This is a genomic window from Paractinoplanes maris (genome assembly GCF_023544465.1).
GTDB classification, from domain to species: domain Bacteria; phylum Actinomycetota; class Actinomycetes; order Mycobacteriales; family Micromonosporaceae; genus Actinoplanes; species Actinoplanes maris.
Map to the genome: position 1 here is coordinate 331880 of NZ_JALPVL010000001.1, position 26319 is coordinate 358198.

At 71.9% G+C, this 26319-nt stretch carries 17 protein-coding genes and 1 pseudogene; 8 read left to right on the forward strand and 10 right to left on the reverse strand.

Annotated features, from left to right (window positions below; all coding sequences use genetic code 11):
* Positions 1-168: 168 nt before the first annotated feature.
* Positions 169-2334, reverse strand: a complete 2166-nt coding sequence (locus NAG42_RS01575; RefSeq protein WP_250027405.1) for a heavy metal translocating P-type ATPase — start codon at positions 2332-2334, stop codon at positions 169-171.
* Complete coding sequence (locus NAG42_RS01580; RefSeq protein ID WP_250027406.1) at positions 2322-3143, reverse strand: alpha/beta fold hydrolase; 822 nt, start codon at positions 3141-3143, stop codon at positions 2322-2324. Before NAG42_RS01580 ends, NAG42_RS01575 begins: the two co-directional genes overlap by 13 nt.
* 21 nt (positions 3144-3164) lie before the next feature.
* Here NAG42_RS01580 and NAG42_RS01585 point away from each other — a divergent pair, with 21 nt between their 5' ends.
* Positions 3165-3512, forward strand: coding sequence for a TetR/AcrR family transcriptional regulator C-terminal domain-containing protein (locus tag NAG42_RS01585; RefSeq protein WP_284044782.1), 348 nt, complete (start codon positions 3165-3167; stop codon positions 3510-3512).
* Positions 3513-3542: 30 nt separating this feature from the next.
* On the opposite strand, the gene NAG42_RS01590 is transcribed toward NAG42_RS01585, so the two are convergent.
* The gene (locus NAG42_RS01590; RefSeq protein ID WP_250027407.1) at positions 3543-8474 is read right to left on the reverse strand and encodes an NAD-glutamate dehydrogenase; all 4932 of its coding nucleotides are present in this window, start codon (positions 8472-8474) and stop codon (positions 3543-3545) included.
* A 273-nt stretch (positions 8475-8747) separates the two neighbouring features.
* On the opposite strand from NAG42_RS01590, the gene NAG42_RS01595 reads away from it, so the two are divergent.
* On the forward strand, positions 8748-10628 hold the full coding sequence (locus NAG42_RS01595) for a penicillin-binding transpeptidase domain-containing protein (RefSeq protein WP_250027408.1): 1881 nt from the start codon (positions 8748-8750) through the stop codon (positions 10626-10628).
* 1455 nt (positions 10629-12083) lie between these two features.
* Here NAG42_RS01595 and NAG42_RS01600 read toward each other — a convergent pair.
* The 4 genes and pseudogenes from NAG42_RS01600 to NAG42_RS01615 all read right to left on the reverse strand — a co-directional run.
* A pseudogene (locus NAG42_RS01600) lies at positions 12084-12977 on the reverse strand (arginase family protein); the annotation flags it as partial.
* Between the two features lie 15 nt (positions 12978-12992).
* Positions 12993-13931 carry a tetratricopeptide repeat protein gene (locus NAG42_RS01605; RefSeq protein WP_250027409.1) on the reverse strand — a complete coding sequence of 313 codons (939 nt, stop codon included), beginning with the start codon at positions 13929-13931 and terminating at the stop codon, positions 12993-12995.
* 174 nt (positions 13932-14105) lie between these two features.
* Positions 14106-15779 carry a coenzyme B12-dependent isobutyryl-CoA mutase large subunit gene (gene icmA / locus NAG42_RS01610; RefSeq protein ID WP_250027410.1) on the reverse strand — a complete coding sequence of 558 codons (1674 nt, stop codon included), beginning with the start codon at positions 15777-15779 and terminating at the stop codon, positions 14106-14108.
* A 40-nt stretch (positions 15780-15819) separates the two neighbouring features.
* Entirely contained in the window at positions 15820-16431 is a 612-nt protein-coding gene (locus tag NAG42_RS01615; RefSeq protein ID WP_250027411.1) for a PadR family transcriptional regulator, read from the reverse strand.
* A 53-nt stretch (positions 16432-16484) separates the two neighbouring features.
* On the opposite strand from NAG42_RS01615, the gene NAG42_RS01620 reads away from it, so the two are divergent.
* Both NAG42_RS01620 and NAG42_RS01625 read left to right on the forward strand, forming a co-directional pair.
* On the forward strand, positions 16485-17669 hold the full coding sequence (locus tag NAG42_RS01620; RefSeq protein ID WP_250027412.1) for an FAD-dependent oxidoreductase: 1185 nt from the start codon (positions 16485-16487) through the stop codon (positions 17667-17669).
* 137 nt (positions 17670-17806) lie between these two features.
* Positions 17807-18280 (forward strand): hypothetical protein, encoded by a 474-nt coding sequence (locus tag NAG42_RS01625; RefSeq protein WP_250027413.1) that lies wholly within the window; start codon positions 17807-17809, stop codon positions 18278-18280.
* 7 nt (positions 18281-18287) lie between these two features.
* On the opposite strand, the gene meaB is transcribed toward NAG42_RS01625, so the two are convergent.
* Both meaB and NAG42_RS01635 read right to left on the reverse strand, forming a co-directional pair.
* Positions 18288-19298, reverse strand: coding sequence for a methylmalonyl Co-A mutase-associated GTPase MeaB (gene meaB, locus NAG42_RS01630; protein WP_438872337.1), 1011 nt, complete (start codon positions 19296-19298; stop codon positions 18288-18290).
* A complete protein-coding gene (locus NAG42_RS01635; protein WP_308201095.1) occupies positions 19295-20479 on the reverse strand; it encodes an acetyl-CoA C-acetyltransferase in 1185 nt (394 codons plus the stop codon). Before NAG42_RS01635 ends, meaB begins: the two co-directional genes overlap by 4 nt.
* 89 nt (positions 20480-20568) lie before the next feature.
* Here NAG42_RS01635 and mce point away from each other — a divergent pair, with 89 nt between their 5' ends.
* The 4 genes from mce (at position 20569) to NAG42_RS01655 (ending at position 25503) form a co-directional block, all read left to right on the forward strand.
* A complete protein-coding gene (gene mce, locus NAG42_RS01640) occupies positions 20569-21057 on the forward strand; it encodes a methylmalonyl-CoA epimerase (RefSeq protein WP_250027414.1) in 489 nt (162 codons plus the stop codon).
* Positions 21058-21317: 260 nt separating this feature from the next.
* The gene (locus NAG42_RS01645; protein ID WP_250027415.1) at positions 21318-22613 is read left to right on the forward strand and encodes a DivIVA domain-containing protein; all 1296 of its coding nucleotides are present in this window, start codon (positions 21318-21320) and stop codon (positions 22611-22613) included.
* A 218-nt stretch (positions 22614-22831) separates the two neighbouring features.
* Positions 22832-24289, forward strand: a complete 1458-nt coding sequence (locus NAG42_RS01650) for a Laminin subunit beta-1 (RefSeq protein ID WP_250028308.1) — start codon at positions 22832-22834, stop codon at positions 24287-24289.
* 104 nt (positions 24290-24393) lie between these two features.
* Positions 24394-25503 (forward strand): AI-2E family transporter, encoded by a 1110-nt coding sequence (locus NAG42_RS01655; protein WP_250028309.1) that lies wholly within the window; start codon positions 24394-24396, stop codon positions 25501-25503.
* Here the strand turns inward: NAG42_RS01655 and NAG42_RS01660 are convergent.
* Entirely contained in the window at positions 25500-26297 is a 798-nt protein-coding gene (locus NAG42_RS01660) for an alpha/beta hydrolase (protein ID WP_250027416.1), read from the reverse strand. The two genes, NAG42_RS01655 and NAG42_RS01660, sit on opposite strands and share 4 nt — an antisense overlap.
* Positions 26298-26319: the final 22 nt, after the last annotated feature.

Consider the following 26319-nt stretch of genomic DNA (forward strand, 5'->3'; position numbering starts at 1 on the left):
GCGTCATGTCCGCAGGTGGGTCTGGGGACGTCGCGAATCGACTCGGCCTTCGGGACCAGTTCGAGTCCTCGCGACGCAGACAGTGAGCCGGGCGCGGCACAGGATTTCGGGAGCAATCCGCCGCGACCCGGCTCACGCTGCGTTCCGCCCGGTCGGGCGTTCAGGCGTTCAGGCGTTCAGGCGTTCGGCCGCCCGGAAGCTTCGCAGGCGCAGGCTGTTGAGCACGACGAAGACCGAGCTGAAAGCCATCGCCCCGCCCGCGATCATCGGGTTGAGCAGGCCGGCCGCGGCCAGCGGCAGACCGGCCACGTTGTAGGCGAACGCCCAGAACAGATTCCCGCGGATGATCCCGAGAGTGCGCCGGGACAGCCGGACGGCGTCCACCGCGGCGGTCAGATCCCCGCGGACGAGCGTCAGGTCGGAGGCCTGGATGGCGACGTCGGTGCCCGCGCCCATCGCGAGCCCGAGATCGGCCTGGGCCAGCGCCGCCGCGTCGTTGACACCGTCGCCGACCATGGCCACCGAGCGCCCCCGGGCCTGCAACTGCTTGACCACGTCGACCTTGCCCGACGGCAGCACCCCGGCCTCGACCTCGGTGATCCCGACCTCGGCCGCCACGTGCGCCGCCACCGCCGGGGAATCCCCCGTGACGAGCATCGGCGTGAGCCCGAGGCGGCGCAGGGCGGCCACCGCGGCCTTGCTCGTCGGCCGCACCGAGTCGGCCAGCGCGATCCACCCGAGCACCTGCCCGTCCGCGCTCACCGAGACCCAGGTCGCCGCGTCGTCCGTGCCCTCCGGGGCGCCCGCCGCCACCGCGATCCGGCGCCCCTCGACCATCCCGTGCACCCCGACCCCGGCCGTGGCCCGGAAGTCCTGGACGGCCGGGAGCGATGGCGCCGGCACGGCGGCGGCGATGGCCCGGCCGATCGGATGCTCCGACGCCGCCTCGACCGCCGCCGCCAGTCGCAGCAGCTCCGCCTCCGACGTCCCGGCGGCGGTGGCCGGCACGACCGACGACACCGACATCTGCCCGGTCGTCACCGTGCCCGTCTTGTCGAGCACGATCGTGTCGACCTTGCGGGTCGACTCCAGCGCCTCGACCCCGCGGATCAGGATGCCCATCTGGGCCCCGCGCCCGGTCCCGACCAGCAGCGCGGTCGGCGTGGCGAGCCCCAGAGCACACGGGCAGGCGATGATCAGCACGGCGACCGCGGCGGTGAACGCGTTCGTCGCGCCGCCGCCCGTGCCGAGCCAGTAGCCGAGCGTCCCGAGGGCCAGTGCGATCACGATCGGCACGAAGACACCCGAGACGCGGTCGGCCAGGCGCTGCACGGCCGCCTTGCCGTTCTGCGCCTCCTCGACCAGCCGGGCCATCTGCGCCAGCTGGGTGTCGGCGCCGACCCGGGTGGCCCGCACGAGCAGCCGCCCGCCGGCGTTGATGGTGGCCCCGGTGACCGGGTCACCCGGGCGTACCTCCACCGGCACCGACTCGCCGGTCAGCAGGCTGACGTCCAGGGCCGACGCGCCCTCCTCGACCACACCGTCCGTGGCGACCTTCTCCCCCGGGCGTACGAGGAAAAGCGCACCCGGCGTGAGATCGCCCGCGGGGACGACCCGCTCGATGCCGTTCTCGACAACCGTGACGTGTTTGGCCCCCAGCTCGAGCAGCGACCGCAGGGCGTCGCCCGCGTGCCGCTTGGCCCGGGCCTCCAGATAGCGCCCGGCCAGCAGGAACGTGGTGACACCGGCGGCCGCCTCGAGATAGATGGCGTCGCCCTGGCGCGCGGTCAGCGAGAACGGGTGCGTCATGCCGGGCATGCCCGCGTCGCCCAGGAACAGCGCCCACACCGACCAGCCGAACGCGGCCAGCGTGCCCATCGAGACGAGCGTGTCCATGGTCGCCGCGCCGTGCCGCAGGTTGACGAAGGCCGACCGGTGGAAAGGCCAGCCGCCGTAGACGACAACCGGCGCGGCCAACGTCAGGGACAGCCACTGCCAATAGTCGAACTGCCAGGCGGGCACCATCGCCAGCACGATGACGGGCACACTGAGCGCCGCCGAGATCAGCAACCGGTCGCGAAGCGTGTCCCGCCCCGGCGCGGCGGCGGTCTCGGCCGGCTCGGGCATCGGCTCAGCCGCCGTGTATCCGGTCTTCTCCACCACCGCGATCAGGTCAGCGGCGCCGAGCGCGGCCGGGACGGTCGCGCGGGCCTTCTCGGTCGCGTAGTTCACCGTCGCGGTGACCCCGTCGATCCGGTTCAGCTTCTTCTCGATGCGATTGGCGCAAGCCGCACACGTCATCCCACCGATCTCCAGCTCAATCACCCGCTCCATACCCCTACCCTATACCCCTTGGGGGTACCTGCCGAGCAGACGGGTGGGGATCGGCCAGAAAGACGGCGATCGCCTGGGCAACCTCGGTGGGGGCGGTGCGTTCGGCGGTGGCCCTGGCGGGGCAGGACCACGCGGCTCGCCCGCGGCAGCACCCGCGCCAGCGCGTCGAGTCGTTCGTGCAGGTGTTGTGGGCTGCGTTCGCCCTCGAGCAGCAGGACTGGCACCGCGATTTTCCCGTACGCCTCCAGCCGGCACCCGAGCGCGTCGATGGCGTCGTTGTCGTCGAGTTGCCGCTCCACCAGCGGCCCGACCCGGTCGCCCTGCCGGTTCATGACGAACTTCGCCATCCCCACCATCGGCGACCGCAGACCGGCCACCTCCCGCAGGAAGATGGCGAACGCCGTGCCCGGCTTGCCGGCCTCGATCGCCACCCGCGCCCGCCCCATGCTCTCCCCGCCCAGCGGCGAGTCGAGCACGATCGGCGGCTCGTAGAGCACCGCCGCCGAGTAAAGCTCCGGATCGGCGACCAGCGCCTCGAGCGCCAGCACCCCACCCGACGAATGGCCCACCAGCACCGGCCGGTCGAGGACCGCCGCGACCTCGCGCACCGCGGCGACCTCCTGCGCCATGGTGACCCGGCCCGGCTCGTCCAGCCGGTATTGCCGCCGGAGGAGCCGAGCGACCCGGAACCGGTCGTGCAGCCGGTCGGTCACCCGGGCCCAGCTGTCCAGATCTCCCATCCCGCCGTGCAGCACCAGAATCGACCGACCTGAACCCTCGACCACGACATTGCCCACGCTTCGCCGCACAGTGCGCCTCCTTAGCAGTCCCTGCTTTCGCACCGCGACGGCGCCCGCCTGATCACCTCGGCCCGGCGCGCACCCGGGGCCCTGCACGGCTTCGAGGAGGAACTGGCGGCCATGGTCACACTGGGCTTCACGCCGGCCCAGGCGCTGCACACGATCATGACCATCGGCGACTACACCAACGGCTTCGTCCTGCAGGAGCAGGCCACCATCGGGCCGCCCACCGAGGCCGAGGAGAAAGCCCTCCCGCACCTGCCGACCCTGCTCGCCGCCCTGGCCGAGAGCAACGGCTACCGGGACCCGGACGAGGCTTTCCACCACGGCATCCGGGTCCTGGTGGCCGGCACCCGCTCCCTCCTGGGCCTGCGCTGAGAGGGCCGCCCGGGGGCGGCCCTCCCGGCGTCAGGCGGCTGAGGTCTTGACCAGGGTGCGGATCTGGCGGAGCAGGACCGACAGGGCGGCCAGCTCGGCCGGGGTGTCGGCCACGTCACCCATGGCGTTGGCGGCCCGGGCGATCGAGGCGGCGTTGACGCGTTCCCACTCGGAGACCCGTTCGTCGGCCGTGGCGTTCGACGGGGTCGACTGGAGCACCTCGGCGGTCAGGGCGGCCAGGGCCGCGTACAGGTCGTAGCGCAACGCCATGCGGGCCAGCGTCTGCCAGCGGTCGCCCCGCGGCAGCTGCGAGATGTGCGACAGCAGCTGATCGATGTGGAAGCGCTCGGACAGGGCGAAATAGACGTTGGCCACCTCGAGCGGGGGCCGGCCGGTCAGGGCGCCGGTCTCCAGGATGTCGAGCAGGCCGAAGCCGTAGTTGCACCAGGTCACCCGCTCGGCCAGCTCCATCGGCACGCCCTTGTCGACCAGCGTGGCGATGTGCTCGTCCATCGACCGGCGCTCGAAGCCCAGCAGCACCTCGGGCAACCGCGGGAGCAGCGACTGCACACCCTCGCGCAGCTTGGCGATCTCGGCCGCCACGTCGATCGGTGAGCGGCGGGTGCTGACCAGCCAGCGCACCGCCCGGTCGAGCAGCCGCCGGGACTCCAGGAAGACCAGCGTCTGGGCCTCGGTCGGGACCTTGTTGTCGAGACCCTCGGCCGCCGCCCAGATGCCGGCCAGACCGTACGCCTCGCGGACCACCGTGAAGGCCCGGATCACGTCGGCCGCCGAGGCGCCGCTCTCCTCCATGGCGCGGAAGACGAACGACGTGCCGCCGCGGTTGACCACCTCGTTGACCAGCGACGTCGTGATGATCTCGCGGCGCAGCCGGTGGCCGGTCATGCGGCCCGCGCACCGCTCGCGCAGCGGGGTCGGGAAGTAGCGGGACAGCACCTCGTTGGTCCACGCCTCGTCCACGATCTCGTCGGCCAGCACCTCCCGTTCGAGGCTGATCTTGACGTAGGCCAGCAGGACCGCGAACTCGGGTGCGGTGAGCCCCTCGCCCGCCTCGTGCCGCGCGGCCAGCTCGGCATCGGTGGGCAGCGCCTCCAGCTCGCGGTTGAGCCGGCCGCCCGCCTCGAGTTCGTTGAGCATCCGCCGGTGCACCGGCAGCAACGAGTAGGCCTGGGCCCGGGCACTGCCCAGCGCCGTGGCCTGCTCATAGTTGTCGCGCAGGACGAGCGCGGCCACCTCGTCGGTCATCCGGGCGAGCAACTCGTCACGCTCGGGCCGGCTCATCTCGCCGTCGGCCACCGCGCCGCCCAGCAGGATCTTGATGTTGACCTCGTGGTCGGAGCAGTCGACCCCGGCCGAGTTGTCGATGAAGTCGGTGAACACGCGGCCGCCCGCTCGCGCGAACTCGATGCGGCCGCGCTGGGTGAGCCCCAGGTTGCCACCCTCGCCGACCACCCGGCACCGCAGCTGGGAGCCGTTGAGCCGGATGGCGTCGCTGGCCTTGTCGCCCACCTCGGCGTGCGTCTCGGTGGCCGCCTTGACATAGGTGCCGATGCCGCCGTTGAACAGCAGGTCGACCGGCGCCCCGAGAATCGCCCGCATCAGCTCGACCGGGCTGACCGTGGTCGCCGGCCCCAGGTCGAGGGCCGCGCGGACCTCGGGCGACACCGGGATCGATTTCGCCGTCCGCGGATAGATCCCGCCCCCGGCGCTGATCAGCGACCGGTCGTAGTCGTCCCACGACGAGCGGGGCAGCTCGAACAGCCGGCGACGCTCCGCATAGGAGGACGCGGAGTCGGGCGTCGGGTCGAGGAAGATGTGCCGGTGGTCGAACGCGGCGACCAGGCGGATGTGCTGGGAGAGCAGCATGCCGTTGCCGAACACGTCACCCGACATGTCACCCACGCCGACCACGGTGAAGTCCTGCGTCTGGGTGTCGACGCCCAGGTCGCGGAAGTGCTTCTTGACCGACTCCCAGGCTCCGCGGGCGGTGATGCCCATCTTCTTGTGGTCGTAGCCGGCCGAGCCGCCGCTGGCGAACGCGTCACCCAGCCAGAAGTCCTTGGACACCGAGATCTCGTTGGCGATGTCGCTGAACGTCGCCGTGCCCTTGTCCGCCGCGACCACCAGGTAGGGGTCGTCGCCGTCGTGGCGCACCACGTCCCGCGGCGGCACGATCTTGCCGCTGAGGATGTTGTCGGTGACGTCGAGCAGCGCCGTGATGAAGCGCTTGTAACACTCCACCGCCTCGTCCCGGTCGCCCGGTTTCTGCTTGAGGACGAAGCCGCCCTTGGCACCGACCGGCACGATCACCGCGTTCTTGACCTCCTGCGCCTTGACCAGGCCGAGCACCTCGGTGCGGAAGTCCTCCCGCCGGTCGGACCAGCGCAGACCACCGCGGGCCACGGCGCCGAACCGCAGGTGCACGCCCTCGAAGCGCGGCGAGTACACGAAGATCTCGTATTTCGGCCGGGGCTGCGGCAGGTCGGGGATGGCCTGCGGGTCGAGCTTGAAGGCCACGTACGACTTGGGGCGCCCGTCGGCCCCGCGCTGGAAGAAGCTGGTGCGCAGGGTGGCCTGGATCAGGGTCAGGTAGGAGCGCAGGATCCGGTCCTGGTCGAGGCTCTCCACGTCGTCGAGCAGCGAGGTGATCCGCTCGACGAGCTCGGTGGCGATGCGGCCGCGCTCGGTCTCGCCGGCCTCGAGCCGGGGCGAGAAACGGGTCTCGAACAACCGGACGAGCAGGCGGGCGATCTCGGGATAGGCGATGAAGGTCGATTCGAGATACCGCTGGGAGAACACCGACCCGGCCTGGCGCTGATATTTCGCGTACGCCCGGAGCACCACCACCTGACGCCAGGTGAGCCCGGCCCGGAGCACCAGCTCGTTGAACCCGTCGACCTCGGCCTCGCCACGCCAGGCGGCCGCGAAGGCGTTTTCCACCTGGGGACGGACCTCGGCCAGCTCATGGTGCGACTCCGGCGGCTGCAGCCCGAAGTCGTAGAGGTAGATCCGGCCGTCGCTGCGGCGGATCTCGTACGGCCGCTCGTCGACCACCTGGACGCCGAGCGAGTGCAGCACCGGCAGCACCGCCGAGAGCACCATCGGCTCGCCGTACCGATAGACCTTGAACCGGACGTCGTGATCGTCGGGTTCGCGTTGCCCGGTGCGCCCGAGCCGCCGCTTGCGGTAGAGGTGCATCTCGAGCTGCCCCTCCTCCTCGAGGAGCTCCAGCTTCGACAGGTCCTGCATTCCCTCGTACGGGGTGTGACCGTCCTTGTAGCTCTCGGGGTAGGCCGTCGCGTACCGGGCGAAGAGGTCACGCGCCGCCTCCTCCCCCAGCTTGCGCTCGAGCACCAGCGAGAAGTCGTCGTCCCACATGCGGGTGGCGTCGGCCAGCATCTCGGCCAGCGCGTTGGGGTCGACCTGGCCCGGCGGGTCGGCCGGGTCGGTGCGCACGATGAAGTGCACCCGGGCCAGCATCCGCTCGGTCACCCGGGTCGTGTAGTCGACACCCACCCCGTTGAGCTCGCGCAGCAGGATCTCCTGCATGCGCAGCCGGTTGCCGGTGGTGAACCGGTCGCGGGGCAGATAGATCAGGCACGAGATGAACCGGCCGTATCCGTCGCGCCGCAGGAACAGGCGGAGCTGGCGGCGCCCGGCCATCCGCAGGACACCGATCACCGCCTCGTACAGGTCGTCGGTCTTGATCTGGAACAGCTCGTCGCGCGGGTAGGTCTCGAGGATCTGGAGCAGGTCCTTGCCCGAGTGACCGCGGGGCGAGAGACCGGAGCGGTCGAGCACCTCGCGGACCTTGCGCTTGACCACCGGCAGCTCGCGCACGCTGGTGCGGTAGGCCGACGAGCTGAACAGGCCCAGGAACCGGCGCTCGCCGATCACCTCGCCCGCCTCGTCGAAGAGCTTGACGCCGATGTAGTCGAGATAGGCCGACCGGTGCACGGTGGCCCGCGAGTTGGCCTTGGTGATGACCAGCAGACGCTTCTCGAGGGCGCGCTGGAACGCCTCGTCGGTCATCGTGGACAGCTGGCGCGGCTTGCTGTCGCCGCGCAGGATGCCCAGACCCGAGCCGGCCACGCCGGTGAGCACGTCACCGTCGAGCCGGTACTCCCGGTAGCCCAGGAACGTGAAGTGGTCGTGGGCCAGCCACTTGAGCAGCTCGATCGAGTCGGTGACGTCCTTGTCGGGCACCGGCAGCCGGCGGTCGGAGCCGCGATGGGCGGCCAGCTCGTCGGCGATCACCAGCGCCCGCTGGCGCATGCGGGGCCAGTCCTCGACCGCGTCGCGCACGTCGGTCAGCACCCGGCGCACCTCGTTGAGCAGCTGCTCACGAGCCTCGCCGTTGCGGATCGGGTCGATCTCGATGCGGATCCAGCTCTCCACCAGATCGCCGTCGATCGCGTCGTCGGGCTCGACGTCGGCGGCCAGCTCGGCCAGCGCGCCCAGCGGTTCCCGGCGCACCACGATCAGCGGGTGCACCAGCAGGTGGACCGTCTGCTGGTGGGCGGAGAGCAGGGCGATCACCGAGTCGACCAGGAACGGCATGTCGTCGGTGACGATCTGCAGGATGGTGTGGCACTGCGAGCCGATCGGCGGGGTGATCGCGAGCTTGAGCTCCCCGGGCAGTCTCGTCGCGGCCAGCTCACGGTGGCTGATCGCGGCGTCGTACATCTCCTGCGGGGTCAGCCCCACCAGCTCTTCGTCCGGCGCGAACCTCCAGAAACGCCCGACCAGCAGGGCAGTGGCGTGGTCGTCGCCCGCCACCTCCACCGCCTGGGCGATCAGCCGCTCCCCGTTGGGAAGCGTCTCGTCGAGCTCACCCTCCTCGGCGCTGGCGCCGAGCCGGCCGGTCAGGGCGAGGCCCGGTCCGGCGATGAGATCGTGCTCGGCCTCGGATTCGTTCGCTGCCTCATCGGCGACAGCCATGGCTCTGGCGCTCCCCTCACCCACGACACTGTGGGTTCGAACGTGTCGAGGACAGACTAGAACCCCGCCGGGGGCGCTAGGACAGGCGCGGTACGAACGGACCGTTGGGCGGCAGTTCCGACCTGACCCGCCGGGTCCGGGTCAGCAGAACGTGCATTCGTTCACTACCGTCTCCTACGCTTCATGCGATACCCGGCGAAAGGGGTTCCCATGCACCGCGGTCCGTACCGGTCCGTGCGCCGCGCGACTGCGGCTGCCGCCACGTTGGCGCTGATGACAGGCGTTCTGGCGGGGTGTTCGGGCGACGGTCCCGACGGCACGCTGGACGACTTCCTGGCCGGGTGGCGCGGGGGTGACCTGAGCAAGGTCGGATTTGTCGGCGCCGATGGTGGCAAGATCGCCGCGTCCGAGGTGCTCCAGCAGATCAAGACGGTCTCCGGCGACCTCGCCCAGCAACCGCTCACGGTCACCGCCGAGGGTGAGCCCAAGACCACCGGCGACGACGCGACCAGCGCGGTCAAACTCGACTGGACCCTGCCCGGCGACGCCAAATGGTCCTATCCGAGCACCGTACGGCTGACCAAGCGCAACGCCGACGGCTGGCGGGTGGTGTGGGAGCCGACGATCCTGCACAGCGACCTGGAAAGTGGCAACAAGCTGGGCGTACGGCGATTGGCGGCGGACCGGGCGAGCATCCTCGACGCCGCCGGCAAGCCGATCGTCACACCGCGCACGGTGATCACCATCGGGGTCGAGCCGCAGAAGGTCACCGACCTGGCCAAGCTGCGCACCGGGCTGGCCGCCCAGTTCAAGAAGATCGGCGTCACGGTCGACACGGCCAATCTGGGCGACCGCATCAAGAACGCCGACCCGCAGTCCTTCCTCGAGCTGATCACCCTGCGCGAGCCCGACTACAACAAGATCCGTCCGGGCCTGCAGGCGCTCGACGGCACCGTCTTCAACAAGCAGCAGCGGCCGCTGGCCCCCTCCCGCGTGTTCGCCCGGGCCCTGCTCGGCACGGTCGACGAGGCCACCGCTGAGGACCTCGAGAAGAACCCGCAGACGCTGGTCCAGGGCGACACCGTCGGGCACGGCGGGCTGCAGCAGAAGTACGACGCCACGCTGCGCGGCACGGCCGGGGTCTCCGTCGTGATCACCGGCGGCACCGCCGAGACCACCGAGGGCGAGGTCGCCCAGCCTCGCGAACTGTTCAAGACGGCGCCGGTGGCCGGTAAGCCGGTCAAGACCACGCTCGACGTGCCGGCCCAGCTCGCGGCCGACCAGGCGCTGGCGGCCGAGAAGCAGGCCAGCTCACTGGTCGCCATCAAGGTGAGCGACGGCTCGGTGCTGGCGGTGGCCAACGGTCCCGAGGGCGGCACGGTCAACACCGCGCTGACCGGCAAGGTGGCGCCCGGCTCGACCTTCAAGGCCGTCTCGGCGTACGGCATCCTGCAGAAGAAGGTGGCGACGGCCGACACCCCGGTGAACTGCCCCAAGACCGCGGCGGTGGCCGGTCGCTCGTTCAAGAACTCGCACGACGAGGCGCTCGGGTCGGTGCCGTTCCACGTCGACTTCGCCAAGTCGTGCAACACGGCGTTCGTCGGGCTGTCCGGCAAGCTGGGCGCCGACGGCCTGCGCTCGGCCTCCGAGGCGCTCGGGCTGGGCGGCACGTGGGATCTGGGCGTGGACGCGTTCAGCGGCAAGCTGTCCCCGGCCGACACGCCGACCGAGCTGGCCGCCGCGACGTTCGGCCAGGGCGCGACCGCGGTCAGCCCGCTAGCCATGGCCAGTGCCACGTCGGCGATCGCCCGCGGCCAGTTCAAGCAGCCGAAACTGGTGACCGACCCGGCCCCGGCCGCGCCGGCCGCCGACGGCGCCAAGCTCGACCCGGCGGCCGTCACCGCGCTCCGCACGATGATGCGCGAGGTGGTCACGGCGGGCACGGCGACGGCCCTGCGGGACGTGCCGGGCGGCGCGGTCCACGGCAAGACCGGCACGGCCGAGTTCAGCGAGAACACCGAGGACACCCACTCCTGGTTCATCGGCTACCAGGGCGAGGTCGCCTTCGCCGTGATGGTCCAGAAGGGCGGCGCGGGCTCCGAGGCCGCGGTGCCGGTGGTCAAGCGCTTCCTGCAGAACCTGGCCAAGAACTAAAGCCGCGTTTTATGACTGGGCCTCGGCGCAGGTCGGGGCCAGTCATGAAACGCACCCCTAGGCGATGTCGGCCGGCTCGTCGGAGCCGAGTTCGAACGCGGGCCGCTGGATCGGGAGGCTGAAGCTCTCCCGATCGTCGGCGGCGCGGGGACGAAGCATGCCGGGCCGGGTCGCCGGCAGCGGCTCGGAGTCGAGCATCGGCGCCTGACCGAGCGGACGCGGCACCCTGGCCGCTGTCTCCTCCTCGGAGCTCGCCGCGGCCACACCCGAATCCAGGAAAGCGTCGCGGGCTGCTTCACCGTCGTCGGCGTCGGCCCCATCGGCGTCATCCGGGTCGGTCCACGCGGCGTCCGCGTCATCCGGGTCGGCCCATGCGGCGTCCGCGTCCTCCGGGTCGGCCCGAGTGGCGTCCGCGTCCTCTCGGTCTGCTTGCGGGAATTTCGCGTCCTGTCCGCCGGGCTGCTCGGCGGGCACCTCGTCCGCTTCCTCGACCCCGAGCAGGGTGGAGGCGGGGATCGCGACCTCGTCCGGGGTGCCGGGCAGGCCGTCGGACATGCCCGCGGCGGCGAGCGTCACGCTCTCGGCGTCCGCCGTGGCCCGCCGGCGCTCCCACTCCCGTTCGTGAGCCTCCCGGCCGTGGGCTTCCCTGTCCCGCGCTTCATCGTCGTCGCCGACGGACGAGAGGTGCCGATTCAGACGGGCTGCCGGCTCCGGGCGGTTAAGTCCCCCTGGAAGGCCAGAACGTTTCAAGCCGTCGGCCAGGCCGCCCCGGTTGAGCCCCCCGGCCGGCTCAGCCCGATTCAGACCGTCAACCCGCTCAGCGCGGTCCACATCGCCAACCGGCTCAGCGCGATTCAAGCCGCCAACCCGCTCAGCGCGGTTCGGATCATCGTCGGGGTCGGGCCGATTCAGCCCGGAGGATGTCGAGCGGTTGAGGCCGGCGGCGGACCCCGAGCGGTTGAGGCCGGCGGCGGACCCCGGGCGTTTGAAGCCGGCGGTGAGGTCCAGATCGTTCAGGCGGTCCGCGAGCCGGGGCCGGTTCAGGCCTCCGACGGCCCGCGGGCGAGCGGCGGGCTGGGGCTCCTCGACGTCATCGTCGTCGACGGTCGGCGCGGGGACTTCGTCGAGCGATTCGGACACGTCGGCGTCGTCGAGGTCGGCGGCGGGCTGCTCGGGCTCACCAGCGGAACGAGCCGGATCAGCGGGATCAGCCGGATCAGCGGGGTAGGCACCCTCGGCGGAGTAGGCGGGCTCGACGGAGTGAGCCGGCTCGGCGGAGTCGTCTGGCTCGAAGGGCCCCGCGTCGTCGGGGGCGAAGGGAGCACCATCGGCCGGGTCGAAGGGAGCAGCGTCGGCCGGGTGGGCGCGGGTGAAGGGGGCTGCGCCTTCGGGGCGGGCGAGGTCGGCTCGGGCCGCGATCAGGTCGGGGCGGGCGGTCACCGTGTGGGCGGCGGCCAGGCCGGCGGTCACCGCGCTGACGATCTCGGCCGCGTAGGAGCCGTCCGTGTCGTAGTCGGGATCGAAGACTGTGATCTCGACGCCCAGGCAGTGCGGCGACTCGACCAGCCCGGCCAGCAGGATCTCGAGCTCGGGGAACGCGATGCCCCCGGGTGACGGCGCGTCGACCGCCGGCATCACGGCCGGGTCGAGGACGTCCACGTCGACGTGCACCCAGTAGCCCGCGCAGTCGACCAGCTGGTCGCGGGCCCACTGGGCGCTGCGGGCCGCACCCTCGGCGCGCAGGGCCGGCACCGGGCGGGTGACGATGCCCGCGGCCTGCAGGTCGAGGCGGTACTCGTCCTGGGCCCGGATGCCCATCACCACCACGTCGATGTCGCGGAAGTAGGGCCGGCGGCCCTCGATCGCCGCCAGGTCGGCCTGGCCGCGGCCGGTGACCAGGGCCAGGTCCTCGCCGGCGGCCGCGCCCACATACGAGGCGTTACCGGGGTGCCGGAAATCGGAGTGGCCGTCCACGAAGACCAGGCCGATGCGACCGCCCACCGCCTCGCCCAGCCTGTTCATGGCCAGGCCGGAGCCGAGCACGATGGAGCAGTCGCCGCCGAGCACGACCGGGAACTCGCCGGCGTCGAGGATGGCGCCGATCCGGTCGGCCAGCGCCCGCGAGTAGGCCGCGATCTGGGGTGCCATGGCCACCCCGTCGCCCGGTCGCCAGTCCCCGGCGTCGTAGCGCGGCGGGGTCAGGCAGCCGGCGTCGCGGGCGTTGAGCTTGGCGATCAGGCCGTGGTCACGCAGGGCCCCGGGCGCCTTGGCACACCCCGGCACCGATGTCACGGTCGGCGGGCGCAGACCGAGATTGGACGGTGCGTCGAGGACGGCTATGCGGCGCACGGGGCGGCTCCCTGACTAGAAGAGGGCGCTGGCCAGGGCGCGTCGGGCTCCGGCCACCGCGGGATCGTCGGGGCCGGCCACGCTGAACAGCGAGAGCAGGTGCTTGCGCACGGCTTCCCGCTCGTCGCCCGCGGTCCGCCGGACCAGGGCGACCAGCCGGGCGTACGCCTTGTCGGCCTCGCCGCTGAGCACCTCGACGTCGGCCGCGAGCCGCTGGGCGTCGATGTCGTCGGGCGAGGCGTCGGCCTTGGCCACCGCGGTGGCGGCATCGGCGCCACCGATGCGGCGGTAGAGCTCGACCTGGGCCAGGCCGGACTCGGCGGCCGCGTCGGCCGGGTGCTCGGCCAGGATCTTGCGGTAGGCCGCCTCGGCCTCGTCGAGGTCGCCGACCATCAGCGCGTCGTCGGCCGCATCCAGGCGCGGGTCCTCGGGGGCCTCGACGGTGAGGCCGCCGGCCTTGAGCACCGCGTCGACATATTGCTTGACCTGGGCCTCGGGCAGCACGCCGGTGAAGCCCTCGACCAGCTGGCCGTTGACCACGGCGACGACCATCGGGATGCCCTGCACCCGCAGCGCCTGGGCGAGACGCGGGTTGGCGTCCACATCGACCTTGCCGAGCACCCACGAGCCGCCGCCGGCCTCAGCCAGCCGCTCGAGGATCGGCGACAGCTGCTTGCACGGCTCGCACCAGTCGGCCCAGAAATCGATGATGACCGGGGTGCTGAGCGAGCGCTCGAGCACGGTCGTCTGGAAGTTGGCCTCGGTGACCTCGATGATCGTCTCGGGGCCGGCACCGCCGGGCAGGCCGCCGGGGATGCTGGCGGACGGGCCGTCGTCGGCCTTGCGCGAGGCACTGGTGTCGGCAGCCGGGGACGACGGGGCCGGGGCGCGCAGCGCGCTGAGATCGACCGCGCCGCGGGTGAAGATCGACGGAGTGGTCCGTGGGTCGCTCATGGTTACCTAGTCTCGCACGCTGACGAGGCGCGCCGCCGCGCCGCGGGGCAGCTCATATCGGACGTCACAGGAGCATGTTCCGCTGATCCTCGACGGCGGCGCGCGGTTACGCAAGGCCCGGCCACCGACCTGCGGTAAACGGGCCAGTTCATCCCCTTCGGGAAGCTGAGCGCCCTAGAACCGGGCGGGCTCGCGATAGATCCCCCACTCGGCCTTGAGCGCGTCGCAGATCTCCCCCAGCGTCGCCTCGGCGCGGGCGGCGTCGAGCATGGCGGGAATCATGTTCCCGCCGGAGCGGGCGACCTCGATCATGCGGTCGAGACAGGCCTTCACGCGTACGGGATCACGCCCGCTGCGCCGTGAGCCGAGCACCCGGTTCTGCTCGATCTCGACCTCGTGCGACACCCGCATGATCTCGAGTTCCTTGGCCACCGTGCCGGTGTGGGCGTTGACCCCGACGGTGCGTTTCTCGCCCTTCTCGACCGCCTGCTGATAGACGAAGGCCGCCTCGGCGATGTGGGCCGTGAACCACCCGTCCTCGATGCCGCGCAGGATGCCCGCGGTGATGCTGCCGTCCTCGCCGAGCTCCCGGATGCGGGCGAAGATCTCCTCCGCCTCGGCCTCGATGCGGTCGGTCAGCTCCTCGAGATACCACGAGCCGCCGAGCGGGTCGGCCACGTTGACCACGCCGGTCTCCTCCATCAGCACCTGCTGGGTACGCAGGGCGATCTCGGCCGACTCGTCGGTGGGCAGCGCCAGCGTCTCGTCGAGGGCGTTGGTGTGCAGCGAGTTGGTACCGCCGAGCACCGCGGCGAGTGCCTCGACAGCCGTCCGGACGACGTTGTTGACCGGCTGCTGGGCGGTGAGCGAGACGCCGGCGGTCTGGGTGTGGAATTTCAGCCACAACGCCTTCTCACTGGTCGCGCCGTAGTCGTCGCGCAGGTGCCGGGCCCAGATGCGGCGGGCCGCGCGGAACTTGGCGATCTCTTCGAAGAAGTCGATGTGGGCGTCGAAGAAGAAGCTCAGCCCGGGCGCGAACTCGTTGACGTCGAGCCCCCGGGACAGGCCGAGCTCGACGTAGCCGAACCCGTCGGCCAGCGTGTAGGCCAGCTCCTGAGCGGCGGTCGAGCCGGCCTCGCGGATGTGGTAGCCGCTGACCGACAACGGCTTGTAGCGCGGGATCTCGCGCGCGCAGTACTCCATCAGGTCGCCGATCAGGCGCAGGTGCGGCTCGGGCCGGAAGAGCCACTCCTTCTGCGCGATGTACTCCTTGAAGATGTCGGTCTGCAGCGTGCCGTCAAGCTTGTGCAGGTCGGCGCCCTGCCGCTCGGCGGCCACGAGATACATGCAGAAGACCGGCACGGCCGGGCCCGAGATGGTCATGCTGGTCGTGGTCTGCTCGAGGTCGATGCCGTCGAAGAGCACGTCCATGTCGGCCGCCGAGTCGATCGCGACCCCGCAGTGGCCGACCTCGCCGATCGACTGCGGGTCGTCGGAGTCGCGGCCCATCAGCGTCGGCATGTCGAACGCGACGCTCAGCCCGCCCCCGCCGGCGGCCAGGATCATCTTGTAGCGCTCGTTGGTCTGCCGCGCGTTGCCGAATCCGGCGAACTGCCGGATGGTCCAGGTCCGGCCGCGATAGCCGGTGGGATAGAGACCTCTGGTGTACGGGAACTCGCCGGGCCAGCCGATGCGGTCGAACCCGGGATAGCCGGCCCCGTCGGGTGGCCCATACACGGGCTCGACCGTCGCACCGGAGAGAGTCGTGAAGTCGGCGTCCCGCTTGCGCGCGGCGTCGTAGCGCCGCTGCCAGCGCTCCCGCCCGGCCGCGATGTCGGCTGCGTCCATGCCCGACATCCTAGAGGCATTCCCTGAACGATCGCTAAGGTCAATCCCGCTGGATCTGACCGAACTCCTCGAGCGTGTCCTGAACCAGCCGGAGGTCCCAGGTCAGCGTGCCCGAGTCCAGATCGGCGACCACCCCGCGCAACCAGGCGATCTCCGCCGTGAGCACGGCCGTGCGGTATTCGTCCTCGATCAGGAACAGCCTCGGCAGGCCCGGCGGCGCCGTCGCCCGGATGGCCGCGACCTTTTCGGTGAGCGCCGCGGCCCGGCGGTCGAGCAGGTCGCGGACCTCACCGGGGGCCAGCACGGCGAGGAAGGCCAGCGCGGCCGGGAACTCGGGGAACTCGCGGGCCGGCGTGGGCAGGGCGCTCGCCAGCCAGCTCTTCATGACCGCCGCGCCCTCGTCAGTGATCTCGTAGACCGTCCGCTCCGGGCGACCGGCCTCCCGGACGGTGCTCGCCCGGCGGGCCAGCCCGTCCCGCTCCAGGCGGTCCAGCGCCTGATAGACGCTGTTGCGCTGAGCCACGTTGACCAGCTCGTCCTGACCTCTTTCCTTGATCATCTGCTGCATCCGGTAGGGGTGCATGGGCGCCTCGATGAGCAGCGCCAGCAGCAGCATGCCCAGCGTCGAGCGCCGAGGTTCGGAGGAGGCCACCGAGCCAGCCTAAGGGGTTGACGGGCCATAGTCATGAGATGGATAGTCATGTCATGACTAAGCCCATCGCACTCATCGCCGGCGGCGGCATCGCCGGTACCGTCGCCGCCCTGGCTCTGCATCGAGCCGGCTGGGCGCCCCGCGTCTTCGAGGCCCGCGCCCCCGGCGCCGAGGAGCAGGGCGCCTGGCTCACCGTGGCCGTCAACGGCCTGGCCGCCCTGCGTGCTCTCGACCTCGACCCGGCCGCCGTCACCGCGGCCGGATTCCCGACCCCCCGGCTGACGATGGTCAACGGCGCCGGGCGCGAGCTGGCCGTGCTGCCGCTGGGCGGCCCGGCGGCGGACGGCACGACGACCACCACGATCAAGCGGTCCGATCTCTTCGCGGCCCTGCGCGCGGCGGCCGTCGAGCGCGGCATCCCGATCGAGTACGGCAAGCCGCTGAGCGACTTCACCGAGCAGCCCGGCGCGGTGGCGGTCACCTTCGCCGACGGGTCCACCGCCGAGGGTGAGCTCCTGGTCGGGGCGGACGGGATCCGATCGCGTACGCGGGAACGGCTGGACCCCGACGGCCCGGCGCCGAAATATCTGGGCCTGCTCAACGCGGGCGGCTTCACCGACGGACCCGTCGCGGCGGCCGCGGGCCAGGCGCCCGGCATGGTCCACATGGCGTTCGGCCGGCGGGCGTTCTTCGGCTGGACCACGGCACCGGACGGCTCGGTGTGGTGGTTCGCCAACCCGCCCCGCAAACAGCCGGTGCGGCCGGGCGAGTTCACCGCAGAGTCCTGGCGGGCCCATCTCGTCGAGCTCTTCGCCGGCGACGCCACTCCGGCCGCGGCCATCATCCGGGCCACCCCCGAGGTGCTCGGCCCGTGGAACACCGACGATCTGCGACGGGTGCCGGTCTGGCGGACCCGGCGGGCCGTGCTGATCGGCGACGCGGCGCACGCGGTCGCTCCGTCGTCGGGTCAGGGCGCCTCGATGGCGTTCGAGGACGCGGTCACCCTCGGCCGGTGCCTCGATCCCGGCGCCGATCCGGCCGACGGGCTGGCCCGGTACGAGCAGCGGCGCCGCCGCCGGGTCGAGCGCATCGTCGCGGCCGGCCGGCGCAACGGCAGCGGCAAGACGGCCGGGCCGGTCGGGGCGGCGATCCGCGACGCGATGTTCCCGCTGGTCATGAAGCTGGCCTACCGCAAGGGCGACCCGCAGGCCTGGATCCTCGAGCATCGGATCTCTTGAGACTTTTTCGGTCACTCTTGGTGAGATTTCGACCGACGGCCGTTCCGGTGGCCCGGAGACCCCCGTTCACCCGGTCGGCAACCGCCCGGCAACGCCCTAAGCTGGGAACACGTCATCAGCACGAGAGGAGGGGCAACATGGTCAACCCCATCACGTTCCCCCGGGCGACCGGCACTACGGCCACCTATCTTCACCCTCTGTTGCAGTCGACGGTGCTGCAATCGACGGCACTCGCGGCCGCGGTGAAGCCGTCCGAGGCCGCGCCGAGCGTGGCGCAGACGCAGCCGCCCGCGGTGCCGGCGGTGGCCGCGGTGCAACCGACCGCGGCGTACGCCGAAAGCCTCGCGCGGGACGCGGCGACCGCGGTCCGCACGGCGACGATGACCGTCAAGACCACGCGCCGCAGCGAGCAGCCGGCCGAGGCCGACCCGTTCGCCGACCTGGCCCGCCAGGCCGTGCTCGACCGCACCTCGTCCCAGGTCGGCATGCTGCTGACCCGGGCCGCGGCCGAGCGCCGGGTCGCGGTGACCTCGGGCCTGCCGGCGGCCCGCCTGGCGCAGATCGACACGACCACGTCGCGCCTCTACCACGCCCTGGACGTCCTGGTCTGAGGCGGCGTCAGAGTCCCTTGACCAGCTCGTCGGCCGCCGCGTAAGGGTCGAGCTCACCGGTCGCGACGGCGGCCGCGAGCGTGGTCAGGGCGGAACCTTGGCGCAGGTCGCCGATGCGGGCGCGCAAGGTGCCGAGGGCGATCGCCTCGACCTCGACGGCGGCCCGCCGCTCGCGCCGGGTGGCCAGGCGCCCCGACGACTCGAGCCACTCGCGGTGCTTGCCGATCGCGGCCACCACGTCGTCGATGCCCTCGCCCTGGACCGCCGTGGCCCGCACGACCTGGGGCCGCCAGTCGCCCGGGGCGCGCTCGCCGAGGCCGAGCATGCCCTGGATGTCGCGGTAGGTGGCGTCGGCGCCGGGCCGGTCGGCCTTGTTGATCACGAATACGTCGGCCACCTCGAGCACGCCGGCCTTGACCGCCTGGATGGCGTCGCCCATGCCCGGCGCGAGCAGCACCAGGGTGGTGTCGGCCAAGGACGCGATCTCGACCTCGGCCTGACCCACGCCGACCGTCTCGACCAGGATCACCTCGCAGCCGGCGCCCTCCAGAACCCGGACGGCCTGGGGGGTCGCGGCCGCGAGACCGCCCAGTTGACCGCGGCTGGACATCGAGCGGATGTAGACGCCGGGATCGGTGGTGTGATCCTGCATCCGGATGCGGTCGCCGAGGATGGCGCCGCCGGTGAACGGGCTGGACGGGTCGACCGCGAGCACCCCGACCCGCCGGCCGGCCGCCCGCAGCGTGCGCACGAGCTCGTTGGTGGTGGTCGACTTGCCCACGCCGGGCGAGCCGGTCAGACCGACGACCTGCGCGTGACCGGCGTACGGGGCGAGCGCCGCGGCCACCTCGGGCAGCGCCGGGTCGCCGTTCTCGACCAGGCTGATCAGCCGGGCCACCGACCGGGCGTCCCCGCCCCGCGCCTTGGTCACCAGCGTGGCGACATCGGGCCGCCGGCGTGCTCGCGGCGCCCCGGGCCGGGAGTCGCCGCCGGCCGCGACCGGAGAACTCCCGGTCACGCCGAGGCGGCCTTGATGATCAGGGCGTCACCCTGCCCGCCGCCGCCACAGAGCCCGGCCGCGCCGTAGACGCCGCCGCGGCGCCGCAGCTCCAGGGCGAGGGTCAGCACGAGCCGGGCGCCGGACATGCCGATCGGGTGGCCCAGCGCGATCGCCCCGCCGTTGACGTTGACGATCTCCTCGTCGACCTTGAGCTCGCGCATCGACTGCAGCACGACCTGGGCGAACGCCTCGTTCATCTCGATCAGGTCGAGGTCGTCGACGGTCAGCTCGGTCTTGCCGAGCGCGTGCTTGATGGCATTGGCCGGCTGCGACTGCAGCGAGTTGTCGGGGCCGGCCACGTTGCCGTGGGCGACGATCTCGGCCAGCCAGCTCAACCCGAGCGCCTCGGCCCGCTCCTTGCTCATCACGACGACCGCGGCCGCGCCGTCCGAGATCGGCGACGAGCTGCCCGCGGTGATCGTGCCGCCGGGGGTGAACGCCGGCCGCAGCTTGGACAGCGACTCGGCCGACGCGTCGGGACGCACCCCCTCGTCGGTGTCGACGACCGCGTCCTCCGCCCGCTGACCGGCCTTGACCGGCACGATCTCCTCGGCGAAGCGGCCCTCGCGCTGGGCGGCCGCGGCCCGCCGGTGGCTGAGCGCGGCGAACGCGTCCTGCTCGGCCCGGGTGATGCCCAGGTGGACGCCGCTGCGCTCGGTCGACTCACCCATCGAGGTGCCGTCCCACGGGTCGATCAGCCCGTCGTACGCCGTGTGGTCGCGCACCAGCACGTCGCCGAACTTGATGCCCTGCCGCTGGGTCATCAGCAGGTGGGGAGCGTTGGTCATCGACTCCATGCCGCCGGCCACGATCACGTCGAACTCGCCGGCCCGGATCAGCTGGTCGGCCAGCGCGATCGCGTCGAGGCCGGACAGGCACACCTTGTTGACCGTGAGCGCCGGGGTGGTCATCGGGATGCCGGCCGCGACCGCCGCCTGGCGCGCCGTGATCTGCCCGCCACCGGCCTGCAGCACCTGGCCCATGATGACGTATTGCACCTGGTCGGGGCGGATGCCGCCGCGCTCGAGGGCGGCCTCGATGGCGTAGCCGCCGAGAGCGGTGGCCGGCAGGTTCTTGAGGTTGCCGAGCAAGCGGCCCATGGGGGTGCGGGCGCCGCTCACGATCACCGAGCTGACCACGGTCTTCGCTTCCGATCTGCCGGGGCGGGCGAGGGACGTCGGGGGGACCCCTCGATGGCCTTAACGGCCGTTTAGGCAAGACTAATAGGATGAGCGAGCTTCCACCTAGTGCCCGTACCCCCGAGAATCTCACATCCGGCGAGGTAGGGCTGCTGCGCGTTGATCACGTCGGCGTCGCCGTGCCCGATCTGGACGAGGCGATCCGGTTCTACGCCGACACGTTCGGCCTGCGGGTCGTGCACGAGGAGACCAACGAGGAGCAAGGCGTACGGGAGGCCATGCTCGCGGTCGGCGACGGCGACGGTCCCCGCATCCAGCTGCTGGCGCCGGCCCGGCCGGACTCGGCGATCGCCAAGTTCCTCGACCGCGCCGGCCCCGGTCTGCAACAGCTGGCCTACACAGTGGCCGACATCGAGGCGACCTCGGCTGCCCTGCGCGCCCGCGGCCTGCGGCTGCTCTACGACACCCCGCGCCGGGGCACGGCCGGCTCCCGGATCAACTTCGTCCACCCCAAGGACGCCGGTGGCGTTCTGGTGGAATTGGTGGAGTTGGCCGGTTTTCATGCCCCTAAAGGATGAATCATCCTGACGCGGCGGCGGCAGGCTGGCAGGATCGCGGAGCAGAGCGGGCCGCGCCGGCGGTCCTCGTGCGACGATCATCTGCCGGACCCCGGATACAGCAGGTGACGACGGGCCGAACCCGGGCCGCCGCCCGGGTGGCGTGCTCCGGCCGAACGGGGGACCCGCACCGTCGCGGGCCTGCTCAAAGCTGATCTACGTGTCTTTTCCGATGCACGCCCGGTCTTGCGTGGCTCGGGCGTCTTCGCCAGGATGGCCCAATGCCCCAGCAGCAGGATCAGAATCTGGCGTTCTTCGACACCGCGAACTCCCAGCACGACTTCACCGTTGTGCTCCGCGGGTACGACCGCGGGCAGGTGGACGCCCACCTCGGCCGCCTGGTCGCCGCGCTCAACCAGTCCGAGCAGGCTCGTGGCGAGGCCGAGCAGCGGATGAACGACGCACAACGCCGGCTGCGCCAGGCCGAGCAGCGGCTCAACGCGGTGGAGCAGAAGCTCGCCGACAGCAACAAGCTGCTCGAGGAGAACAATCGGCCGACGCTCTCCGGGCTGGGCACCCGGGTCGAGCAGATCCTGCGGCTGGCTGAGGAACAGGCGAACGATCACCGGAGCGAGGCGAAGCGAGAGTCCGAGGGCATCCTCTCCGCCGCCCGCCTGGAGGCTCGCGAGATCACCGACAAGGCGCGCGCCGAGGCCGCCGCGATGAAGGCCACCGCCGAGCGCGAGGCCGGCCAGGTGCGCACCCACGCCGAGCGGGAGGCGGCCGAGGCCCGGGTGCAGGCCCGCCGCGAGGCCGACACGCTGCGCTCCGACGCCGACCGGGAGACCAAGCAGTTGCGCACGGTCACCGCGCACGAGGTGGCGGAGCTCAAGTCGACTGTCGAGCGCGAGGTGGCGTCGCTGCGCAACACGGCCGAGCGCGAGATCACCCAGCAGCGGGCCAAGGCCTCCCGCGAGGCCGAGGAGAAGCGGGCCGAGGCGACCAAGCTGCTGACCGACGCCCGCGACAAGCGCGAGAAGGATCTGCAGGCCCTCGCGCTCGAGATCGCCGAGCGCCGCGAGAAGGCCGAGCGCGAGGAATCCCAGCGCCACGCCGCCCAGGTCAACGCCACGCAGAAGATGGTGGCCGAGGCCGAGGAGCGCGCCCGCGCCGCCGAGGACCGGTCCAAGGAGATCTCGCAGCGCGCCGAGCAGCGTCGCGTCGAGTCCGAGCGCAGTGCGGCCGAGACGACCGACAAGGCCCGCGCCCTGTCGGAGAAGACGATCGGTGAGGCCCGCGCCGAGGCGCAGCGCCTGCTCACCGAGGCCCGCTCCGAGGCCGAGCACGCCACCCAGACCGCCCGCCGCGAGGTCGAGGACCTGACCCGGCAGAAGGACGCGGTCACCAACCAGCTCGGCCAGATGCTCTCCGGCCTCTCCGGTCTGGTCCCCGGCGTCGGCCCGGCCAAGGCGGCCGAGGCTGTGGCGAAGGCGACTGAGGCTCCCGCCCCGCGGGCCGCCGAGCAGCCGAAGCCCGAGGCAGACGGCAAGCCGGTGCCGGCGAAGACGAATTCCTGACCTTCCGGCCGCGACGTCTGCGGTTGCGACCTTCTGCCGGGTGCGCGACCGTAGTTGTCGGCCGGCAGTCTGACTATCGATGCGGGCCGTATCGGAGTTTCTCCGGTGCGGCCTGACTCGTTCACGCTTCGCAACCCGGGTCAGACAAATCACAACTAGCCGCATACTCCGCTCGGAGGGTGTGTATCCCCCCGAGGCCGGACACTGCGTATGTGAGGATGGACAGCATGTCGCACGGCGGTGAGATCCTTGGCCTTGGCGGAGACGCGGCCACCGAACCCAGCTTCGACATTGCTATACGGGGTTACGAGAAAAAGCAGGTCGAGCGTTACGTCGCCCGGGCCGAGAACGAGATCGCCGCGCTCGCCACCGAGCGCGAGCAGGCGTATTCGCAGATGCAGGCCATGAACGCGCAGATCGAGCGCCTCCAGCAGGAGGTCGTCCAGGTCCGCAAGCAGAACGGATTGGGTGCCGAGGTCTCGTTCCGTCACCTGGGTCCGCGGGTCGAGCAGATCCTCGCGCTGGCCGAGGAGCAGGCCGAGGCGATCAAGGCGTCGGCCACCGACGACATCGCCGGCCGTCTGGCCGAGGCCGAGCGGGTGCGGGCCGAGGCCGAGGCGCACGCGCACAACGGCATCCGCGACTTCGAGATCGCGCTGGCCGCCCGCCGGGCCGAGGAGGAGCGGGCCGACGCCGCCAAGCGCGCCGCCTCCGAGAAGGCGCTGGCCGCCGCGCGCCAGTCGGCCGAGCAGATGCGCACCGAGGCCGAGAACACTCTGGTGCGCGCCCGGGCCGACGCCCAGCAGCTCACCGACCAGACCGCGCAGCAGGCCATGCGGGCCCGGGCCGAGGCCGACGGCTACGTGAAATCGACCCGCATGCAGGCCGAGCAGGAGATCAAGGCGCTGCGCGACAAGACCCAGCAGGAGATCAACGCCCAGCGCGCCGCGGCCGAGCGCGAGCACGCCAAGCAGAGGGCCGCCATCGAGCAGGATCTGGCCCAGAAGCGTCAGGCCGCCGCGCAGGAGCTGGCCCAGATGCGGGCCGGCGTCGAGAAGCAGTGCTCCGACCTGCGCAGCGAGGCCGACCGCTACGCCGAGGAGGTGCTGCGCCGCTCCGACGAGCAGGCCACCGCGGCCCGCAACCAGATCGCCGGCCAGCAGGAGAAGATCGCCGAGGCCGCCCGCCGGCTCGAGGCGGCCCAGGCCCAGGTGGCCGACGCCGAGCGCGACCTGGCCGCCGCCCAGGGCCGTGCCCGGGCCGGCGCCGACGAGGCCGACGAGGTGCAGAAACGCCTCGCCACGACGCGCCAGGAGCTGGAGATCGAGCAGGCCCGGCTGATCGAGGCCAAGAAGGCCGGCGAGGCCGCCGAGCGGCACGCCACCGACGTCCGCCGCCAGGTGCAGCGCGAGGCCAAGCGGGTGGCCGAGCTGGCCGCGGCCGCGGTGATGGCCGCCGCCGCCTCGCCCGAGGACGACGAGCCGGACGACGAGGCCGGCACCGACGGCCCGGTCGGCGCCCACGCGGCCGACAAGCCGGCCGCCCAGCCCACCGGCCAGCCCACCGGCCAGCCCGCCCAGCCCACCGGCCAGCACGCCGCCGCTCCGGGCAAAGTCACCGCGTCGGCCAAGGTGACCGTTCCCCCGGCGTCGCGAGTGGGCGTCGAAGCGGAGTAGGGCCGGCGTGCGATAGCGTCGCCGCCGAGACTGTGCGGCCGGCGGTGAATACACCGGCTCCCACCCCTGTGGAGGAACCGGTGGCGAGGGACGAGGATCTGCCGGTGGAGACGCCGGAGCCGGACGACGACACCCTCGGCGACGTCGCCGAGGATCACCTGGAGGGTCGTTTCGGTCGCCCCGGGCCGCCCCTCGACCGGCGCAACCCATTCATGATCGGCCTGCTCGGCGGGCTGGGCGTCATCCTGGCCTACGCGCTCTTCCTGGGTCTGCGGAACGCGGCGTCGATCCTCGTCCTGATCTTCATCGCGCTCTTCCTGGCGATCGGGCTCAACCCGGCGGTGGTCCGCCTGCGCACCTGGGGCATCCCGCGCGGGTTCGCCGTGGCGATCGTCGCGCTGGCCGTGGTCGGGCTGCTCGCGGGCGGCATCATCGCGCTGGTCCCGCCGCTGATCAGCCAGACCACCGAGCTGATCCAGAACGTGCCCGGCTACATCCAGAGCCTGCAGCGCAGCGAGACGATCAACGAGCTGGTCCAGCGGTACGACGTCGTCAACCGGGTGACCAGCGCGCTCAACGCGGGCACGGTCGGCGGCGCCGTCGGCGGTGTGGTGGGCGTCGGCCGGATGCTCGCCGGCACGGTGTTCAACCTGCTCACCGTGCTGGTGCTGACCATCTATTTCATGGCGTCGTTCGACCGCATCCGGGAGACCGGCTACTCACTCGTGCCGGCCTCCCGACGGGTGCGGGTGCGGCTGCTCACCGACGAGATCCTGACCAAGGTCGGGGCGTACATGGTCGGGGCGATCTCGATCGCCGTGCTGGCCGGGGCCAGCACCTGGCTGCTGGCCGTCATCCTCGGCCTGGCCTACCCGTTCGCGCTGGCCGTGGTCGTGGCCGTCACCGACCTCATCCCGCAGATCGGCGCCACGCTGGGCGCGGTCATCGTGAGCCTGGTCGGGTTCGCCTCGTCGCTGACCGACGGCATCGTCTGCGCCGTCTTCTTCCTGCTGTACCAGCAGATCGAGAACTACCTGATCTATCCGAACGTGATGCGCCGCTCGGTCAAGGTCAGCGACGTGGCGGCCGTGGTCGCGGCGCTGCTCGGGGTCGCCCTCTTCGGGGTGGTGGGCGCGCTGGTGGCGATCCCGATGGTGGCCGCCATCCAGCTGATCATGCGCGAGGTCGTGGTGCCCAGCCAGGAGGCGCGTTAGTCGGCGCGGGGCATGGGGACGTCGGCGAAGGCGGCGGTCGTGCGGTTGGCGTAGGCGTTCATGTCGCCCGTCTCCATCGGACCGTCCCAGGTGCGCGGCAACGGCACCTCGACCGACGGTGCGACCCGGCTCACGATCTCGTCCAGCACCTTTTCGGCGTCGCCGACCCAGAGGTGCTTGCCGCCGGCGATCGGCACCACCTCGGCGTGCGGCACGGCGGCGAACCGCTCGGTGGCCTCGGCCGGGCGCAGATAGTCGTCGAACTCGGGCACGATCGCGGTCAGCGGCTTGCCCTCGGTGGCCCACGCGGCCAGGTGCTCGGGCTGGGAGAAACGCAGCGGCGGGGAGAGCAGGATCGCCCCCGCCACGGCCGGGTCGAGGCCGTGCATCAGGGTCAGGTCGGTCCCGAACGACCAGCCGAGCAGCCAGACGTGGGGCAGGTCGGTGAACTCGGCGTACTCGATCGCGGCGGCCACGTCGAACTTCTCGTCGACCCCGCTGGAGAACGCGCCCTCGCTGGTGCCGCGCACGCTGGACGTGCCGCGGGTGTTGAAGCGCAGCACGGCCAGGCCGGCCAGCGCGGGCAACCGCCACGCGGCCTTGCGGAAGACGTGACTGTCCATCATGCCGCCGTGGGTGGGCAGCGGGTGCAGGCAGACCAGCGTGGCGACCGGCTCGCGGTCGATCGGGCGGGCCAGCTCACCGACGAGGGTGAGCCCGTCGGCGGTCTGCAGCTCGATGTCCTCGCGCCGGGCGGGCAGGATCGAGTTCGCTCGGATGGGGTTGCTCGGCATGGAGGCCTTCAGTCCTTCTTCG

Bases quoted from the DNA above. Each gene is read 5' to 3' on its own strand.
- NAG42_RS01575 (WP_250027405.1), bottom strand. From the start codon at position 2,334: ATGGAGCGGGTGATTGAGCTGGAGATCGGTGGGATGACGTGTGCGGCT.
- NAG42_RS01590 (WP_250027407.1), bottom strand. From the start codon at position 8,474: ATGGCTGTCGCCGATGAGGCAGCGAACGAATCCGAGGCCGAGCACGAT.
- NAG42_RS01595 (WP_250027408.1), top strand. From the start codon at position 8,748: ATGACAGGCGTTCTGGCGGGGTGTTCGGGCGACGGTCCCGACGGCACG.
- NAG42_RS01605 (WP_250027409.1), bottom strand. From the start codon at position 13,931: ATGAGCGACCCACGGACCACTCCGTCGATCTTCACCCGCGGCGCGGTC.
- icmA (WP_250027410.1), bottom strand. From the start codon at position 15,779: ATGGACGCAGCCGACATCGCGGCCGGGCGGGAGCGCTGGCAGCGGCGC.
- NAG42_RS01620 (WP_250027412.1), top strand. From the start codon at position 16,485: ATGACTAAGCCCATCGCACTCATCGCCGGCGGCGGCATCGCCGGTACC.
- NAG42_RS01625 (WP_250027413.1), top strand. From the start codon at position 17,807: ATGGTCAACCCCATCACGTTCCCCCGGGCGACCGGCACTACGGCCACC.
- mce (WP_250027414.1), top strand. From the start codon at position 20,569: ATGAGCGAGCTTCCACCTAGTGCCCGTACCCCCGAGAATCTCACATCC.
- NAG42_RS01645 (WP_250027415.1), top strand. From the start codon at position 21,318: ATGCCCCAGCAGCAGGATCAGAATCTGGCGTTCTTCGACACCGCGAAC.
- NAG42_RS01650 (WP_250028308.1), top strand. From the start codon at position 22,832: ATGGACAGCATGTCGCACGGCGGTGAGATCCTTGGCCTTGGCGGAGAC.
- NAG42_RS01660 (WP_250027416.1), bottom strand. From the start codon at position 26,297: ATGCCGAGCAACCCCATCCGAGCGAACTCGATCCTGCCCGCCCGGCGC.